A 16700-nucleotide genomic window follows, 5' to 3' on the forward strand; every position below is an offset into this window, starting at 1 on the left:
CTGACGGACGGCGGCCTCGTAGGGTTCCCCGGAATCCGAGCGGCCCCCTTCTCGTACGATCATCCAACATCCAGTACCGCCCCGAGAGAGCCCCCGCCAGTGGCCCCCCGTACCCCCGCCCGCCTTGTCGTCCTCGTCTCCGGTTCGGGTACGAACCTGCAGGCGCTGCTCGACGCCATCGACAACGACCCCTCCTACGGCGCCCGGATCGTCGCGGTCGGCGCCGACCGCGACAACATCGCCGGGCTGGAGCGCGCCGAGCGCGCCGGACTGCCCACCTTCGTCGTCAGGGTGAAGGACCACGAGGACCGGGCCGCCTGGGACCGGGCCCTCACCGCGGCGACCGCCGGGTACGAGCCCGACCTCGTGGTCTCGGCCGGTTTTATGAAGATCGTCGGCAAGGAGTTCCTGGCCAGGTTCGGGGGGCGGTTCATGAACACGCACCCCGCGCTCCTGCCGAGTTTCCCCGGTGCGCACGGCGTGCGCGACGCGCTCGCGTACGGCGCGAAGGTGACCGGGTGCACCGTCCACTTCGTCGACGACGGCGTCGACACCGGCCCGGTCATCGCCCAGAGCGTGGTCGAGGTCCGGCCGGACGACACGGAAGAAGCGCTCCACGAGCGCATCAAGGAAGTCGAGCGAGGACTGCTCGTCGACGTTGTGGGGCGGCTGTCGCGCGACGGCTACCGCATTGAGGGACGAAAGGTACTGATTCCGGCATGAGCGCCGAGCGCAGCACGCAGAACGACGGCACGAAGCGGCCCTTCCGCCGCGCGCTGATCAGCGTCTACGACAAGACCGGCTTGGAGGAGCTGGCCCGCGGCCTGCACGACGCGGGCGTCGAGCTGGTGTCGACCGGCTCGACCGCCGGGCGGATCGCCGCCGCCGGCCTGCCGGTGACGAAGGTCGAGGAGCTGACCGGCTTCCCGGAGTGCCTGGACGGCCGGGTCAAGACGCTGCACCCCAAGGTGCACGCGGGCATCCTCGCCGACCTGCGGCTCGACGACCACCGCCGACAGCTCGACGAGCTGGGCGTACGGCCGTTCGAGCTGGTCGTGGTGAACCTCTACCCCTTCCGCGAGACGGTCGCCTCGGGCGCGAGCGACGACGAGTGCGTCGAGCAGATCGACATCGGCGGCCCCTCGATGGTCCGCGCCGCCGCGAAGAACCACCCGAGCGTCGCGGTGGTCACCAGCCCCGACCGGTACGCGGACGTACTCGCCGCGGCCACCGACGGCGGCTTCGACCTCACGACCCGCAAGCGGCTGGCCGCCGAGGCGTTCGCGCACACGGCCGCGTACGACGTGACCGTCGCCTCCTGGTTCGCCGAGGGCTACGCGGCCGACGACAGCGGCTTCCCCGCGTTCACCGGCGGCACGTACACCCGTCAGCACACCCTGCGCTACGGCGAGAACCCGCACCAGGGCGCGGCGCTCTACGTCGACGGCAGCGGCACGGGCCTGGCGGGCGCCGAGCAGCTGCACGGCAAGGAGATGTCGTACAACAACTACACGGACACCGAGGCCGCGCGCCGGGCCGCGTACGACCACGAGCAGACCTGCGTGGCGATCGTCAAGCACGCCAACCCGTGCGGGATCGCGGTGGGCGCGGATGTCGCCGAGGCGCACCGCAGGGCGCACGCCTGTGACCCGCTGTCGGCGTACGGCGGTGTGATCGCGGTCAACCGGCCGGTGTCGGTGGCGATGGCCGAGCAGGTCGCGGAGATCTTCACCGAGGTGATCGTCGCCCCGGCGTACGAGGACGGCGCCGTCGAGGTGCTGGCCCGCAAGAAGAACATCCGGGTGCTGCGCTGCCCCGACGCGCCCGGGGCGGTGACCGAGCAGCGGCCGATCGAGGGCGGTGTGCTGGTCCAGGTCAAGGACCGCCTCCAGGCCGAGGGCGACGACCCGACCACCTGGACGCTGGCCACCGGCGACCCGCTGCCCGAAGAGGAGCTGGCCGAGCTGGCGTTCGCCTGGCGCGCCTGCCGGGCCGTGAAGTCCAACGCGATCCTGCTCGCCAAGGGCGGCGCCACGGTCGGCGTCGGCATGGGCCAGGTCAACCGGGTCGACTCCGCGAAGCTCGCGGTCGAGCGGGCGGGCGCCGAGCGCGCCGCGGGCTCGTACGCGGCCTCCGACGCGTTCTTCCCGTTCCCCGACGGGCTGGAGGTGCTGACCGCCGCGGGCGTCAAGGCCGTGGCCCAGCCCGGTGGTTCGATCCGCGACGAGGCGGTCGTGGAGGCCGCGCGCAAGGCGGGCGTGACGATGTACCTCACCGGTACGCGGCACTTCTTCCACTGATCCGCGCCCGGTAGCGACGCGAGACGGCCGGAGGCCGCACCCCCTGAGCAACGGGGGTGCGGCCTCCAGGTCGTACCGGGCTAAGGACCCGGCCGGGTCGGTCAGGACCGGTCCTTGATGACCACCGTGTGCACGATCTTGTCGGTGAAGGTCTGGTTCTTGTTGTCCCACAGCGGCCACAGGTAGCCGAGGTAGCAGGCGGCACCGTCCACCACGTGCAGCAGTCGGCGGCCGAAGGCGAGGCCGAAGCCCAGCGTGGCGCCGTCGTACTCCTTGAGCAGCCGGATGCCGACGATCCGCTTGCCGGGGGTCTGGCCCGTCTTGCCCTCGCGGTAGCAGAGGTAGAGGGCGGCGATCAGGGAGAGCACGGCGCCGATGGCGATCAGCCCGAGAGCGCTGCCCGGGAGGTCCGGGGTCGGGCAGTCGGCCGAGGAAGTGCCCGCGCGGTCGCAGGCGTCCTGCGCGTCGATGAACTTGCTGATGAACTGCACATATCCGGCCATGATGAGGCCGATCGGTATGAGCATGAACATCAGGCCGTCGAGCAGTGTCGCACCCACCCGGGCGCCCCAGCTCGCCAGCGGTGGCATGCCGGGCGGCAGGCCGTTCTGCGGGTAGTAGGGCGTGGGACCGCCGGGCGGCTGCGGATAGGCGGCGTAAGGGTCCGGCTGGCCGCCGTACGGTCCCTGCTGCGGATACGAGGGCTGCTGCGGATAACCGTACGGCTGCTGCGGCGGCGGACTGCCGTACGGCTGCTGCGGCTGGCCGCCGTAGGGGTTCGCGGGGTCGGGGGGCTGGGTCACGTGCGGCATCCTTTGGGCGGGGACGGGCGTTTCCGGGGACGCGGCACATCGTGGGGCCCCGGCCGGGTGGTACGCAAGGGACAATGTTGTCCGGCGCCGGCGGACGGTCCGCGTCCGGGGTGCGGGCGGTCCCGGTCCGGTCCCGGCGGGCGGGCGTTGTCCGGGGTGCGGGCGGATTGGTCGGGCGCGGTGCGGATCGGCGAGTATGGGGGGCATGACCGCCCAGATTCTCGATGGCAAGGCCACGTCCGCCGCGATCAAGGCCGAGCTGACCGCACGCGTCCAGGCCCTCAAGGCCCGCGGGATCACCCCCGGCCTCGGCACCCTGCTGGTCGGTGACGACCCGGGCAGCAAGTGGTACGTCGCGGGCAAGCACCGCGACTGCGCCCAGGTCGGCATCGGCTCGATCCAGCGCGAACTCCCCGCGACCGCCACCCAGGACGAGATCGAGGCGGTCGTCCGCGAGCTGAACGACAACCCGGAGTGCACCGGCTACATCGTGCAACTCCCGCTCCCCAAGGGCATCGACACCAACCGCGTGCTGGAGCTGATGGACCCGGCCAAGGACGCCGACGGTCTGCACCCGACGAACCTCGGGCGGCTGGTGCTCAACGAGACCGGCCCGCTGCCGTGCACCCCCAACGGCATCGTGGAGCTGCTGCGCCGGCACGGCGTGGAGATCAACGGCGCCCATGTGGTGGTGCTCGGGCGCGGTATCACCGTCGGGCGGTCGATCGGCCTGCTGCTGACCCGCAAGTCGGAGAACGCCACGGTGACCCTGTGCCACACCGGCACCCGCGATCTGTCGGCGCAGATCAGGCAGGCCGACATCGTCGTGGCAGCGGCCGGTGTGCCGCACCTGGTCAAGCCGGAGGACGTCAAGCCGGGCGCGGCCGTCCTGGACGTGGGCGTCAGCCGGGACGAGCACGGGAAGATCGTCGGCGATGTGCACCCGGGCGTGGCCGAGGTCGCCGCCTGGCTGTCGCCGAACCCCGGCGGGGTCGGCCCGATGACCCGCGCGCTGCTGCTGCAGAACGTGGTGGAGGCCGCCGAGCGCGCCGCCGAGGGCCTGGCGGCGGACCGTGTCGGCTGAGACCCCCGCGGCCCCGGCCGCGGGTCCCGGCCGCGAGGGCCGCGAGGGCCGCGAGAGTCGTGAAGGCCGCGAGGGACGCGAGTCCGGCCGGGCGTACGCGGGCCGGCACGAGCGCGGGCGCGGGGCGCCCAGGACCACCGCGCGGCCCGAGGGCGGCGGGCGCGCCGCGGGCGCGGACGCCCCGGCGCCCGCCCGGCAGTGGCCGATCCTGCTGGTCATCGCCGGTGCGATCATCGGTCTGATCGTCACGGCGACCGGCGCATTTCGGCCGGGTACGCTCACGGTCGGCGCCTCGCTGCTGGTCGGCGCGGTGCTGCGGTGGAGCCTGACGGCGGTCGGCATGCTCGCGGTCCGCAGCCGCTTCACCGATGTGATCACCTACGGGGTGCTCGGCCTCGGAATCGTGCTGTTGGCGCTGATGGCGCAGCCGGACCCGCTGATCCGCATCCCGTTCCTGGAGGACATCATCCACTTCTCGGTGCGGTGACGGACGCGGACGTCGGCGGCCATCCGCGGTGACGGACGCGGTCGTCGGCGGACGTAGGCGGTGCCGAGCCGATCGTCGTACGACGCGCCTATAGCAGGTCGTACGGCCTTGCGGTGTCCTGTCCGGAAAGTCCTCCGGATGGGGCACTGGCGTTCTAGCGTGGCTCTCGGAACGAGTGCCGAACGGACGCGAGGGGTAAGGCGTGGGGCAGTGGGAGCCGTTGGCGGACCGCATCCCGCTGGATGTGCGGCGGCTCGCCACGCAACTGCGGCGGATGAAGGACCGCGGTGGGCTGACGGTACCGGCGCTCGCGGCGCGCACCGCGCAGCCCGTCGAGACCTGGACGCGGGCGCTGGCGGGCCGGGCGGTGCCGCCGCTGGACGCGGTGGAGGTGCTCGCGCAGATCAGCGGCGCGGACTACGACCGGATCGGCGCGCTGTGGCGGCTGGCGGAGAAGGCCCAGGCGGGAGCCGGCGACCGGGTGCCCGGTCGGCCGCTGCCGCACCCCGATCCGCTGGACCCGCTGGGGGCGGAGGACGGGTTGCCGGGGCGCCGCCGCAATGTGCTGGTGCTGGCCGTGGTGGCGCTGCTGGCCGCCGGCGCGCTGGTGGGGGTGCTGCTCACGGCGGGCCGGAGCAGTGGCGGCCCGCCCGAGGAGGACGCGGCGCCGACCGTCTCGGGACTGCCCTCGGCCTCGGGTCCGACCTCCCCGCCCCTCGGCGGGACCGCCGGTGGCCGTGCGCCGGGCGTGACGGGCGCCGAGGCCCCGGAGCCGGACGACACGCCCAAGGACCGGCCGTCCGCGGCGATGGGCTCGGCGTCGCCGTCGGCGGCGCCAGGGGCCGGGCACACGACGGCTGCGAGCGCGGGACACGCGACCCCGACCGACGGCGCCACGGCGACGACCCCGGCCGGAGGCACGGGCGGAGGCTCCGACGGCGGGCCGGACGGCGGTACGGGCGAGGGGAGCACCCCGGACAGCGGTACGACCTCGGCGCCGGCCACCGACCCGGCCACGGCGACCCCCAGCCCCACCCGCACCGGCCTGTGCCTCTCCCTGCCCATCCTGGGCATCTGCCTCGGCTGAGACGCGAGGCCCGGGCAGTACGGGTCCGGACGGTACGGGCCTGGGCGTACGGGTCCGGGCTGTACGGTCCCGGCGGCGCGCGCGGGCCGGCCGGGCGTGGCATACCTCCCGACCTACCGGCGCGGGCATCTGCCTCGGCTGAGACGCGAGGCCCGGGCGATACGGGTCCGGACGGTACGGGTCTGGGCTGTACGGTCCCGGCGGCGCGCGCGGGCCGACCCGCCGTGCGTACCTCCCGACCCACGGGCACGCGCTCGGCGATACGCCGCCGGTGGCGGCCGGGCCGCGACCCACGGTGACCGGGGCCACACGACCTCGGGTGAGCGCCGGGGCCCGCGCGCGATAGCCTGGCGACTGGCTCTCTTGACGCCGAGAGATCCACGTTAGGGGCCGCCTGGGCCACTGCCGGGGCGACCGTAACCCGCAGCAGGAAAAGGCCAGGAGAAGGCATGACTCGCACTCCCGTCAACGTCACCGTCACCGGAGCGGCCGGCCAGATCGGCTACGCCCTCCTCTTCCGCATCGCCTCGGGCCACCTGCTCGGCGCGGACGTGCCGGTGAACCTCCGGCTGCTGGAGATCCCGCAGGGCCTCAAGGCCGCGGAGGGCACGGCCATGGAGCTGGACGACGCCGCCTTCCCGCTGCTGCGCGGCATCGACATCACCGACGACCCGAACGCGGCCTTCGACGGCGCCAACGTCGCTCTGCTGGTCGGCGCGCGCCCGCGCACCGCCGGCATGGAGCGGGGCGACCTGCTGTCGGCCAACGGCGGCATCTTCAAGCCGCAGGGCAAGGCGATCAACGACCACGCGGCGGACGACATCAAGGTGCTGGTCGTCGGCAACCCGGCGAACACCAACGCGCTCATCGCGCAGTCCGCGGCCCCGGACGTACCGGCCGAGCGCTTCACCGCGATGACCCGCCTGGACCACAACCGGGCGATCGCGCAGCTGGCGAAGAAGACCGGCGCGCAGGTCTCCGACATCAAGCGCCTCACCATCTGGGGCAACCACTCGGCGACCCAGTACCCGGACATCTTCCACGCGGAGATCGCGGGCAAGAACGCGGCCGAGGTCGTCAACGACGAGCAGTGGCTGGCCGAGACGTTCATCCCGACCGTCGCCAAGCGTGGCGCGGCCATCATCGAGGCCCGCGGCGCCTCCTCCGCCGCGTCGGCCGCGTCCGCCGCGCTGAACCACGTGCACACCTGGGTCAACGGCACCGCCGAGGGCGACTGGACCTCGATGGGTGTCGTCTCCGACGGCTCCTACGGCGTCCCGGCCGGGCTGATCTCGTCCTTCCCGGTGACCACGAAGGACGGCGCGTTCGAGATCGTCCAGGGCCTGGACATCAACGAGTTCTCGCGGACCCGGATCGACGCGTCCGTCAAGGAGCTGGAGGAGGAGCGCACCGCGGTGCGTGACCTCGGTCTGATCTGATCCGTTCCACGCCTTGTCGGTAAGGGGCCCCGCCCATGGGTGGGGCCCCTTACCCGTGGGTCGGCCCGCCGCCGAGCCCTTGAGACGGTCGGCTCATCCGCTCACCGGCTCGTACGATCACCCGTTCAGCACCTCGCACAGCAGATCCAGCGCGGTGCCGAACGCGTGCTCCGGCGGGGTGCCGTAGCCGATCACCAGGGCGGGCGGGGCATCGGGCGGCGCGCCGAAGACCGGCAACCCCGTGACGGCCAGACCGCGTCGGTGGGCCCGGTCGACGACCGCCGTCAACGGCCCGGCCTCCGGCGGGAGTTCGAGCACCGCGTGCAGTCCCGCCGCGATCCCCGACACCCGTACCCGCGGCGCCCGCGCGGCGAGCGTCGCCACCAGCCGGTCCCGGCGCGCCCGGTAGCGCAGCCGCATTCCGCGGACATGCCGGTCGTACGCCCCCGAGGCGATGAACTCCGCGAACGTCAACTGGTCCAGCACCGGCGAGTGGTGGTCGGCCATCCGCTTCTCCCGGATCACCGCCTCCATCAGCGACGGCGGCACGGCGATCCACGCCAGCCGCAGCCCCGGCGCCAGGCTCTTGCTCGCCGTGCCCGCGTACACCACATGGTCGGGCGCGAGCCCTTGCAGCGCCCCCACGGGTTGCCGGTCGTAGCGGAACTCCCCGTCGTAGTCGTCCTCGACGATCAGCCCGCCGGTCTCCCGGGCCCACGCGGTGACGGCGGTACGGCGGGCGGGGGACAGCCGTACCCCGGTCGGGAACTGGTGGGCGGGCGTCAGCAGCGCCGCCGAGACCTCCGCGTCCAGGTCCTCGACCCGGGCGCCGTCCGCGTCCAGCGGCAGCGTCACCGTCTCCAGACCGGCGGCCGCGAGCAGCGCGCGGTTGTCGGGGAAGCCCCGCGACTCCACCGCGACCCGGCGGGCTCCCCGGCCGCGCAGCACCCGGGCCAGCAGTCCGACCGCCTGGACGAACCCCGTGCAGATCACGATCAGTTCGGGGTCGGCACGCACCCCGCGGACCCGGGCGAGATACCCGGCGAGCGCCGTCCGCAGCTCGGGCCGCCCGCGCGGGTCGGAGTAGCCGAAGGCCTCGCTCGGCGCCGCCGTCAGCGCCCGCCGGGCGGCCGCCGCCCACGCGGTGCGCGGAAAGGAGGACAGATCGGGGGAGCCCGGCCACAGCGAGTACGGCAGCGCGATCGCGTCCGGCACCAGCTCGGCCGGCCCGGCCCCCGGCGGGTCGGGACGGCGGAGCGGGGCCACGGGCGTACGGGGAGCCGGGCGCGGGGCCACGGTGGTGCCGGAGCCCTGTCGCGCGGTCAGCCAGCCCTCGGCGACGAGCTGCCCGTACGCGTCGGCGACGGTGTTGCGGGCCAGCCCGAGGTCGCGGGCCAGTTCCCGGCTCGACGGCAGCCGCGAGCTGGGGGCGAGCCGCCCCTCGCGCACGGCCTCGCGCAGCGCCGCCTCAAGCCCGGCCCTGGCCCCGGCGCCGGGGGTCGCGGCGCGGGCGGCGGCGAGGTCGAGCAGCAGGTCGTAACCGGCGGCGCGGTCGCCCCGAGCGGTCCGGTCGTCCTGAGTGGCCCGGTCGTCCATGGGTCAAGTGGACCACAGCGGCAGGCCACTTCGGGGCTAGCTTGGGCTCATGACGACCACAGAAACCGTCGCTCCCCCGGCCCGGCGGATCAACCTCATGGACCGCGCGCCCGACTTCTACCAGGCGATGTTCGCGCTCGACAAAGCCGCCTCGCTCGGACTCGACCCCGCCGTACGCGAGCTGGTCCGCATCCGGGCGTCGCAGCTCAACGGGTGCGCGTACTGCGTCGACAAGCACACCGCGGACGCCCGGGACCTCGGGCTGTCAGACCAGAAGCTGCACGGACTGACGGTCTGGCGCGAGACGCCCTTCTTCACCGCACGGGAGCGGGCCGCGCTCGCCCTGGCCGAGGAGGTCACCGCACTCGGCGCCCACGGGGTCCCCGACGCGGTCTACGACGAGTCGGCCCGGCTCTTCGACGAGGACGAGCTGCCGCGGCTGATCGCGATGTGCGTGACGATCAACGCCTGGAACCGGATCGGCGTCACCTGCCGGCTCTCCCCGGCGATCCGGGCGTAGCGGGCGACTGCGACGGGCCGCCCTCGCCGAACCGGGCCAGCGCGAGCGCGCCCAGCACGGCCAGCGCGAAACCGGCGACGGCCACCGGGGCCCAGCCCGCGCGGGTACGGTCGCCCAGCGCGACCACGCCGACCAGGGCGGGGCCGACCGTCTCGCCGATCACCATGCCCGCGGTGGCCACCGTCACGGAGCCGCTTTGCAGCGCCGAGGTCAGCAGCAGGAAGGCGGTCCCACCGCCGACGAGCAGGGCGTACGCGGCCGGGTTCGTGAACAGCCCGGTCGGGGTCAGCCGGTCCAGCAGCCGTACGGCCAGCTCGACGATGCCGAAACCGAAGCCCGCGCCCAGGCCGAGGACCGCGGCGCGGGACCGCTGCGGCAGCCTTCCGGCGGCGGCGCCGGCCGCCAGGACCGCGAGCGCGGCGGCGAGGACGCCCCAGCGCAGCTCCGGGTCGCCGTGGGAGTCGCCCGAGTGGCCCGCGGCGAGGCCGAGCAGGGCGAGGCCGCCGCAGACGACCGCGACGGCGGACCATTCCTTCCCGGCGAGCCGGGCGTTCAGCAGACGGGCGGCGGTCACGGCCGTCACGGCGAGGCTCGCGGCCAGGGCGGCGCCGACGGCGTAGATCGGCAGGGAGCGCAGGGCGATGAGCTCCAGGGCGAAGCCGAGGATGTCGAGGGCGAGGCCGGCGAGGTACGGGCCCTGGCGCATGGCCCGGGCCAGGAGGCCGGGGTCCACGCCGGATCCGCTGCCCGGGGCGGTGGCGCGGGTGGCCAGGGCTTGGAGGACGGTGGCCACGCCGAAGCAGGCGGCTGCGCCGAGCGCGGTGAGCATTCCCGTAAGCACGGGGGTGACTTTACGGGGGGCTTGAAGTGGTGCCGCGCCGTATTCGGGTGCACGTCCGTGCGGGGTTGCCCGCGCCTGGCGGCGCGGGGTGTTTCCCCGCCCGCACCACCCGTGCAGCATCGATTTCGGCTGCCGGTCCTCCCGTGGGGGTGCGCCACCGTCGGCGGCTGCCGCGCCGTCTCCGGGGTGAGTGCGGGCGAGAGCGCCCGGCCCAGCCGGGGCGTGCGAGTACGAGGCCGCCTGCGGGCTCCCGTGGGGGTGCGCCACCGTTGGCGGCTGCCGCGCCGTCTCCGGGGTGGGTGCGGGCGAGAGTGCCCGGCCCCGCCGGGTCGTGCGAGCGCGACACCGGCTTCGGGTCTCCCCGTGGGGGTGCCGCGCCGTTGGCGGCTGGCGCTGTCCCTATTGGGCCAGTACCTCGCGGAGCTTGGTGAGGGACCAGTCGAGGTCCTGCTTTGAGATGACCAGGGGTGGGGCGAGGCGGATGGTGGAGCCGTGGGTGTCCTTGACCAGGACGCCGCGGGTGAGGAGGCGTTCGGAGATCTCGCGGCCCGTGCCGAGGGTGGGGGCCACGTCGACGCCCGCCCACAGGCCCCGGCCCCGTACCGCAGTGACCGCTCCCGTGGCGGTCAGCGCGGCCAGTTCCGCGTGGAGGTGGTCGCCCAGTTGGGCGGCCCGCTCCTGGTACTCCCCGGTCCGCAGCATCGCGATCACCTCAAGGCCCACCGCGCACGCCAGCGGGTTCCCGCCGAAGGTGGACCCGTGCTCGCCGGGACTGAAGACCCCGAGGACCGCCGCGGAGGAGACCACCGCCGAGACCGGTACGACCCCGCCGCCGAGCGCCTTGCCCAGCACGTACATGTCCGGCACGACGCCCTCGTGCTCGCACGCGAACGTACGGCCGGTGCGGCCGAGACCGGACTGGATCTCGTCGGCGATGAAGAGCACCCCGCGCTCGGCGGTCAGCCGCCGTACCCCCGCCAGATAGCCGGGCGGCGGGACCAGCACGCCCGCCTCGCCCTGGATGGGTTCGAGGAGTACGGCCACGGTGTCCTCGTCGACCGCCGCGTCGAGGGCGGCCAGGTCGCCGTAGGGGACGATCGTGAAGCCGGGGGTGTAGGGGCCGTAGTCGGCGCGGGCCTCCGGGTCGGTGGAGAAGCTGATGATCGTCGTCGTGCGCCCGTGGAAGTTGCCCGCGGCCACCACGATCTTCGCCCGTCCGTCGGGCACGCCCTTGACCCGGTAGCCCCACTTGCGCGCGGTCTTGATCGCCGTCTCCACCGCCTCGGCGCCGGTGTTCATCGGCAGGACCATCTCCATGCCGCACAGCTCGGCCAGCTCCGTACAGAACTCGGCGAACCGGTCGTGGTGGAAGGCGCGCGAGGTCAGTGTCACGCGGTCCAGCTGGGCCTTGGCCGCCGCGATCAGCCGGGGGTTGCCGTGGCCGAAGTTGAGCGCCGAGTACCCGGCGAGCATGTCGAGGTAGCGGCGGCCCTCGACGTCCGTCACCCAGGCGCCCTGCGCGGAGGCGATGACGACGGGCAGCGGGTGGTAGTTGTGCGCGCTGTGCGCCTCGGCCGAGGCGATCTCGCGGTCCGTCGGGGAAGAGAGGGTGGTCACGTGCGTCTCCGTTCGTTGTGCGTCGGGAGCCAGGACCGATTGCCTGGAGCGGGGGCCGGGGTGGTGCCCCCTTCCATCCTCGCCCACGGCCGGGAAGAAGGGGTATGGGAGCGTGCCACCGACCTGAGAGAATGGGGGCATGGCCAACGTTCGCCCCCGTGCGCTCTCCGGTATCCAGCCCACCGCCGGCTCCTTCCACCTGGGCAACTACCTGGGTGCGATCCGCCAGTACGTGGCGCTGCAGGACAGTCACGACGCCTTCTACATGGTGGTCGACCTGCACGCGATCACCGTGCCGCAGGACCCCGCCGTGCTGCGGGCGAACACCCGGCTGGCCGCCGCCCAGCTGCTGGCCGCGGGCCTGGACCCGGACCGCTGCACGCTCTTCGTGCAGAGCCATGTCCCGGAGCACGCGCAGCTCGGCTGGGTGATGAACTGCCTGACCGGCTTCGGCGAGGCGTCCCGGATGACGCAGTTCAAGGACAAGTCGGCCAAGCAGGGCGCGGACAGGGCCACCGTCGGCCTGTTCACGTACCCGATCCTCCAGGTCGCCGACATCCTGCTCTACCAGGCGGACGCCGTGCCGGTCGGCGAGGACCAGCGGCAGCACATCGAGCTGACCCGGGACCTGGCCGAGCGCTTCAACACGCGCTTCGGCGACACCTTCACCATCCCGGCGCCGCACATCGTGCGGGAGGTCGCCAAGATCTACGACCTCCAGGACCCGACCTCGAAGATGAGCAAGTCCGCGGCCACGACGAAGGGCCTGGTCAACCTGCTGGACGAGCCGAAGGTCTCGGCCAAGAAGTTCAAGAGCGCGGTGACCGACACGGGCACGGTCATCCAGTACGACGAAAAGGAAAAGCCGGGCATCAGCAATCTGCTCACGATTCACTCCGCCCTCACCGGTACCGGAATTCCGGAACTTGAGGAGGAGTACGCGGGCAAGGGCTACGGTGCGCTCAAGACCGACCTCGCGGAGATCTTCGTGGCGTGGGTCACCCCGTTCCGTGAGCGCACACAGGAGTACCTGGGGGACCCGGAGACACTGGACTCGGTTCTCGCCAAGGGAGCCGAGAAGGCACGGACCGTCGCGGCGGAGACGCTGGCGGCGGCGTACGACCGGATCGGGTTCCTGCCCGCCAAGCACTGAGGGGACGCGCGGGCCCCGCGGTGCGGCTGTGACGGACGTCGCTGTCCGGTATGCCCGCACGCGCGCGACACTGGATCGGGCGATCGACCCGGGGAAAGGGGTGAACGCAGTGGGTACCACCACGATCGGCGTGTCCATCGCGGTCCCGGAGCCGTACGGGCGCCTGCTCCAGGAGCGGCGGGCCGCTTTCGGCGACCCGGCCGCGTACGCGATCCCCACGCATGTGACGCTGCTGCCGCCCACCGAGGTCGAGTGCTCCGAGCTGCCCGCCTTCGGCCGGTATCTCGCGGGCGTGGCCCGGCAGGGGCGGCCCTTCCCGATGCGGCTCGACGGGACGGATACGTTCCGGCCGCTGTCGCCCGTGGTCTACGTCTGTGTGACCGAGGGCGGCACCGATTGCGCCGAACTCCAGGAACTGGTGCGGTCCGGGCCGGTGGCCCGGGAGCTCCAGTTCCCGTACCACCCGCATGTGACGGTCGCCCACGGCATCGGCGAGGCCGGGATGGACCGGGCGCAGTCGGAGCTGGCGGAGTTCGCGGCGGCGTGGACCGCGTCCGGCTTCGCGCTGTACGCGCAGGGGTCGGACGGGGTCTGGCGGCAGCTTCGGGTCTTCCCCTTCGGCGCGGAGGGCCGGGCGGCGCTGCCGCACCAGGCCGTCCGCACGGCGTCCCGCATCTGACCGAGCCGCATCGCCCGTCCCGCATCTGACTGAGCCGCGCCTGTGCAACCGGGCCCGCGCCCGCCGATCCCCGCCGCGCCGCCGGCCTCAGACGGGGAGGCGGCGGAAGGCCGCGCGGGGGAGATGCCGCATCGTGGACATGACCACGCGCAGCGCGCCGGGGACCCAGATGATCTCGGCCCGGCGCCGCAGGCCGCCCTCGATCGCCTCGGCCACCGCCTCCGCCGTCGTGGCCAGCGGCGCCGCCGGCAGACCGGCCGTCATCTTCGTCCGTACGAAGCCGGGCCGCACGGCCATGACATGCACCCCGCAGCCGTGTAGCGCGTCCCCCAGCCCCTGGGTGAACGCGTCGAGCCCGGCCTTGCTGCTTCCGTAGATGAAGTTCGCCCGCCGGGCCCGCTCGCCCGCGACGGAGGAGAGCACCACCAGCGAGCCGTGCCCCTGCCGCTGGAGCGCGGTGCCGCACACCAGGGCCGCGGAGACCGCCCCGGTGTAGTTGGTCTGCGCGACCCGTACGGCCGCCAGCGGCTCCCGTTCGTCGCGCGCCTGGTCCCCGAGCACGCCGAAGGCGAGCAGCACCACGTCGATGTCGCCGTCCGCGAAGACCTTGCCGAGGATCTCCTCGTGCGCGCCGGGGTCCAGCGCGTCGAAGGCCACCACGTACGCCTCCGCGCCCAGGCCGCGCAGCTCCTCGGCCGCCGCCTCCAGCGCGGGCGACGGCCGCCCGGCCAGATACACCCGGCGGGCCCGGCGCGCGACGAGCCGCCGGGCGGTGGCCAGACCGATCTCCGAGGTGCCGCCCAGGACCAGCAGGGACTGGGGTGCGCCGAAAGCGTCCTTCATACGGGTCTCCAGAGTCGCCGCGCGGGCCGCCGACCGGCCCGCGGCCGCCGTACCGCGGTTCACAGCGCGAGCCTTCGCGCGAGGTCGGAGGTGAGGGTGCCGCGCGGGTCGTACCGCGCCCGCAGCGTCCGGAAGTCGTCGAGCCGCGGATACATCCGGGCGACCAGTTCGGGCCGCAGCCGGGAGTCCTTGGCGAGGTAGACCCGGCCGCCCGCGGTGGCGACCAGCTCGTCCAGTTCGTCCAGCAGCGCGCCGAGTCCTGGCAGGGCCGCCGGGATGTCCAGGGCCAGGGTCCAGCCCGGCATCGGGAAGGACAGCCATCCCGGGTCGCCGTCCCCGAACCGCTTGAGCACCGCGAGGAACGACGGGCAGCCGCGCGTGCTCAGCCGCCGTACGACCGTCCGCAGTGTCTCCTCCTGGCCGTGGCCGACCACGAACTGGTACTGGACGAAGCCGCTGCGGCCGTAGATCCGGTTCCACTCGGGCAGGCCGTCCAGCGGGTGGAAGAAGGACGACAGGCTCCGCAGCCGGCCGTGCTCCTCGCGCGGGGCCCTGCGGTACCAGAACTCGTTGAAGAGCCCCACAGAGCGGGGCCCGAGCAGTCCGTCAGGCACGAAGCGCGGGACGGCGGGCAGCCGCCGCGGCCGGAAGGCGAGCGGGGTGGCGCGCAGCCGGGCCGGGAGCGCGTCGAGGGGGGCGTGGTCGCCGCGGGTGAGCACGGCCCGGCCGGTCGCGGCGCCGCGCGCGAGCAGATCGACCCAGGCGACCGAGTAGCGGTAGCGGTGGTCGGTCGTGGTCAGCCGGTCCATCAGGTCGTCCAGGTCGACGGCCCGCTCGGTGTCCACGGCCATCAGCGAGGTCCGCACCGGCAGCAGTTGGATCGTGGCGGCCAGGATCACCCCCGTCAGGCCCATCCCGCCCGCCGTCGCCCAGAACAGCTCCGGCTCCTCCTCCGGGGTGACCAGCCGGGTCTCGCCGTCTCCGGTGAGCAGCTCGACCGCCCGGACATGGCGGGTGAAGGACCCGGCGCCGTGGTGGTTCTTGCCGTGGATGTCGGCGCCGATCGCGCCGCCGACCGTCACGTACCGGGTGCCGGGGGTGACCGGTACGAACCAGCCGAGCGGCAGCAGCGCCTCCATCAGCCGGTGCAGCGAGACGCCCGCGTCGCACACCACCAGGCCGTTGACCGCGTCGATCTCGTGGACGCGGTCCAGGCCGGTCATGTCGAGGACCGCGCCGCCCGCGTTCTGCGCCGCGTCGCCGTACGCCCGGCCCAGGCCCCGGGGGATCAGCCCGCGGCGGCCGGACTCCCGCACGGCCGCGACGGCCTCCTCGTACGAACCCGGGCGCAGCAGCCGGGCCGTGGTGGGGGCGGTGCGGCCCCAGCCGGAGACGGAGACGGAGGCGGCGCCGCCGTGGTCGGGGTCGGGGCGGCCGGGGCCCGGGCCGGGCCGGCCGGGGGCATCCGTCGCGGAGGGTGCGGACATGCCCGTGACCGTATCGCCGAAAAGGCGGTAAAAGCTTAATAAATCGCCGCTTATGGCCGGATTTCTCACTGGAAAGGGTGAGTGGGGAGGCGTGAGGAGGAGGGGCGCACGGTAAGCACTCGTAGTCCGATGGGTGATTCGTATGACCGCACATGAGGGAGACCGCCGGTGCGCCACCTCGAATCCGCCGCGGAACGCGCGGACCACCACCTGCTCACCGCGCTGCGCCGCTGCGCCGCCGACCCGTATGTCGCGGGCGCCGCGAAGGGGCTGTCCCGGGCGGGGGAGCACGGCGCGCTCTGGCTGGCCGCGGGGCTCGCGGGCGCGGGCGCGGCCGGCGCCGACCGGGACCTGCGCCGGGCGTGGCTGCGGGCCACCGCGCTGGTCGCCGTCGCGCACGTGGCGAGCATGGCCGTCAAGCGGGTGGTCCGCCGGCCCCGCCCGCAGGGGCAGGCGCCGCTGGTCAGGACCGCCGGGCGGCACAGCTTTCCCAGCTCGCACGCCGCGTCCTCCGTCGCCGCGGCCGTCGCCTTCGCGCCGCTGCTGCCACGCGGCCCCGTCCCGCCGCTGGCCGCCGCGGTGTGCGTGTCCCGGCTGGTGGCGGGCGTCCACTACCCGACGGACGTGGCCTGCGGCGCCCTGCTGGGCGGCGCGCTGGCCCGGCTCGGCCGCGACTGGTCGCTGCGGGCGGGCCGCTGGGGCGGGGGCGCCTCCGTGGTGGCCGCCTCGGCCCTGTCCGGAGCAGCCGCGGCAGC

Annotated in this window: 15 protein-coding genes and 1 pseudogene; 10 read left to right on the forward strand and 6 right to left on the reverse strand. The window is 73.9% G+C overall.

Features of this window, described 5'->3' with window-relative positions:
• Positions 1 to 99: 99 nt before the first annotated feature.
• Entirely contained in the window at positions 100 to 723 is a 624-nt protein-coding gene (gene purN / locus OHA30_RS22305; RefSeq protein WP_328915626.1) for a phosphoribosylglycinamide formyltransferase, read from the forward strand.
• A complete protein-coding gene (purH, locus tag OHA30_RS22310) occupies positions 720 to 2300 on the forward strand; it encodes a bifunctional phosphoribosylaminoimidazolecarboxamide formyltransferase/IMP cyclohydrolase (protein ID WP_328915627.1) in 1581 nt (526 codons plus the stop codon). The genes purN and purH overlap by 4 nt, the downstream gene beginning before the upstream one ends.
• A 101-nt stretch (positions 2301 to 2401) precedes the next feature.
• Here purH and OHA30_RS22315 read toward each other — a convergent pair whose 3' ends face one another.
• On the reverse strand, positions 2402 to 3112 hold the full coding sequence (locus OHA30_RS22315; protein WP_328915628.1) for an RDD family protein: 711 nt from the start codon (positions 3110 to 3112) through the stop codon (positions 2402 to 2404).
• A 205-nt stretch (positions 3113 to 3317) separates the two neighbouring features.
• Here OHA30_RS22315 and OHA30_RS22320 point away from each other — a divergent pair, with 205 nt between their 5' ends.
• From OHA30_RS22320 to OHA30_RS22335, 4 genes are all read left to right on the forward strand, one after another.
• Positions 3318 to 4196: a bifunctional methylenetetrahydrofolate dehydrogenase/methenyltetrahydrofolate cyclohydrolase gene (locus OHA30_RS22320; protein ID WP_328915629.1), complete on the forward strand. Its 879-nt coding sequence runs from the start codon at positions 3318 to 3320 to the stop codon at positions 4194 to 4196.
• Positions 4186 to 4683 (forward strand): DUF3017 domain-containing protein, encoded by a 498-nt coding sequence (locus tag OHA30_RS22325; RefSeq protein WP_328915630.1) that lies wholly within the window; start codon positions 4186 to 4188, stop codon positions 4681 to 4683. The genes OHA30_RS22320 and OHA30_RS22325 overlap by 11 nt, the downstream gene beginning before the upstream one ends.
• A 202-nt stretch (positions 4684 to 4885) precedes the next feature.
• The gene (locus tag OHA30_RS22330; protein WP_328915631.1) at positions 4886 to 5770 is read left to right on the forward strand and encodes a helix-turn-helix domain-containing protein; all 885 of its coding nucleotides are present in this window, start codon (positions 4886 to 4888) and stop codon (positions 5768 to 5770) included.
• A gap of 449 nt (positions 5771 to 6219) precedes the next feature.
• Complete coding sequence (locus tag OHA30_RS22335; RefSeq protein ID WP_328915632.1) at positions 6220 to 7209, forward strand: malate dehydrogenase; 990 nt, start codon at positions 6220 to 6222, stop codon at positions 7207 to 7209.
• A 117-nt stretch (positions 7210 to 7326) separates the two neighbouring features.
• On the opposite strand, the gene pdxR is transcribed toward OHA30_RS22335, so the two are convergent.
• Positions 7327 to 8805, reverse strand: a complete 1479-nt coding sequence (gene pdxR / locus OHA30_RS22340; RefSeq protein WP_328915633.1) for a MocR-like pyridoxine biosynthesis transcription factor PdxR — start codon at positions 8803 to 8805, stop codon at positions 7327 to 7329.
• A gap of 49 nt (positions 8806 to 8854) precedes the next feature.
• On the opposite strand from pdxR, the gene OHA30_RS22345 reads away from it, so the two are divergent.
• The gene (locus tag OHA30_RS22345) at positions 8855 to 9325 is read left to right on the forward strand and encodes a carboxymuconolactone decarboxylase family protein (RefSeq protein WP_328915634.1); all 471 of its coding nucleotides are present in this window, start codon (positions 8855 to 8857) and stop codon (positions 9323 to 9325) included.
• On the opposite strand, the gene OHA30_RS22350 is transcribed toward OHA30_RS22345, so the two are convergent.
• Positions 9291 to 10154: a hypothetical protein gene (locus tag OHA30_RS22350; protein WP_328917947.1), complete on the reverse strand. Its 864-nt coding sequence runs from the start codon at positions 10152 to 10154 to the stop codon at positions 9291 to 9293. The genes OHA30_RS22345 and OHA30_RS22350 overlap by 35 nt on opposite strands.
• A 411-nt stretch (positions 10155 to 10565) precedes the next feature.
• A complete protein-coding gene (gene rocD / locus OHA30_RS22355; RefSeq protein WP_328915635.1) occupies positions 10566 to 11783 on the reverse strand; it encodes an ornithine--oxo-acid transaminase in 1218 nt (405 codons plus the stop codon).
• A gap of 139 nt (positions 11784 to 11922) precedes the next feature.
• Between rocD and trpS the strand changes: the two genes are divergently transcribed.
• Together trpS and OHA30_RS22365 are read left to right on the forward strand one after the other, a co-directional pair.
• A complete protein-coding gene (gene trpS, locus OHA30_RS22360; protein ID WP_328915636.1) occupies positions 11923 to 12936 on the forward strand; it encodes a tryptophan--tRNA ligase in 1014 nt (337 codons plus the stop codon).
• A gap of 109 nt (positions 12937 to 13045) precedes the next feature.
• A complete protein-coding gene (locus tag OHA30_RS22365; protein WP_328915637.1) occupies positions 13046 to 13615 on the forward strand; it encodes a 2'-5' RNA ligase family protein in 570 nt (189 codons plus the stop codon).
• An 87-nt stretch (positions 13616 to 13702) separates the two neighbouring features.
• Here OHA30_RS22365 and OHA30_RS22370 read toward each other — a convergent pair whose 3' ends face one another.
• The gene (locus tag OHA30_RS22370) at positions 13703 to 14458 is read right to left on the reverse strand and encodes a decaprenylphospho-beta-D-erythro-pentofuranosid-2-ulose 2-reductase (RefSeq protein ID WP_328917948.1); all 756 of its coding nucleotides are present in this window, start codon (positions 14456 to 14458) and stop codon (positions 13703 to 13705) included.
• 59 nt (positions 14459 to 14517) lie between these two features.
• Positions 14518 to 15945 carry an FAD-binding oxidoreductase gene (locus tag OHA30_RS22375; RefSeq protein ID WP_328915638.1) on the reverse strand — a complete coding sequence of 476 codons (1428 nt, stop codon included), beginning with the start codon at positions 15943 to 15945 and terminating at the stop codon, positions 14518 to 14520.
• 168 nt (positions 15946 to 16113) lie between these two features.
• Between OHA30_RS22375 and OHA30_RS22380 the strand changes: the two are divergent.
• Positions 16114 to 16623: pseudogene (locus OHA30_RS22380) on the forward strand (phosphatase PAP2 family protein); the annotation flags it as partial.
• Positions 16624 to 16700 lie beyond the last annotated feature (77 nt).

The organism is Streptomyces sp. NBC_00223, from assembly GCF_036199905.1.
Taxonomy (GTDB): Bacteria; Actinomycetota; Actinomycetes; order Streptomycetales; family Streptomycetaceae; genus Actinacidiphila.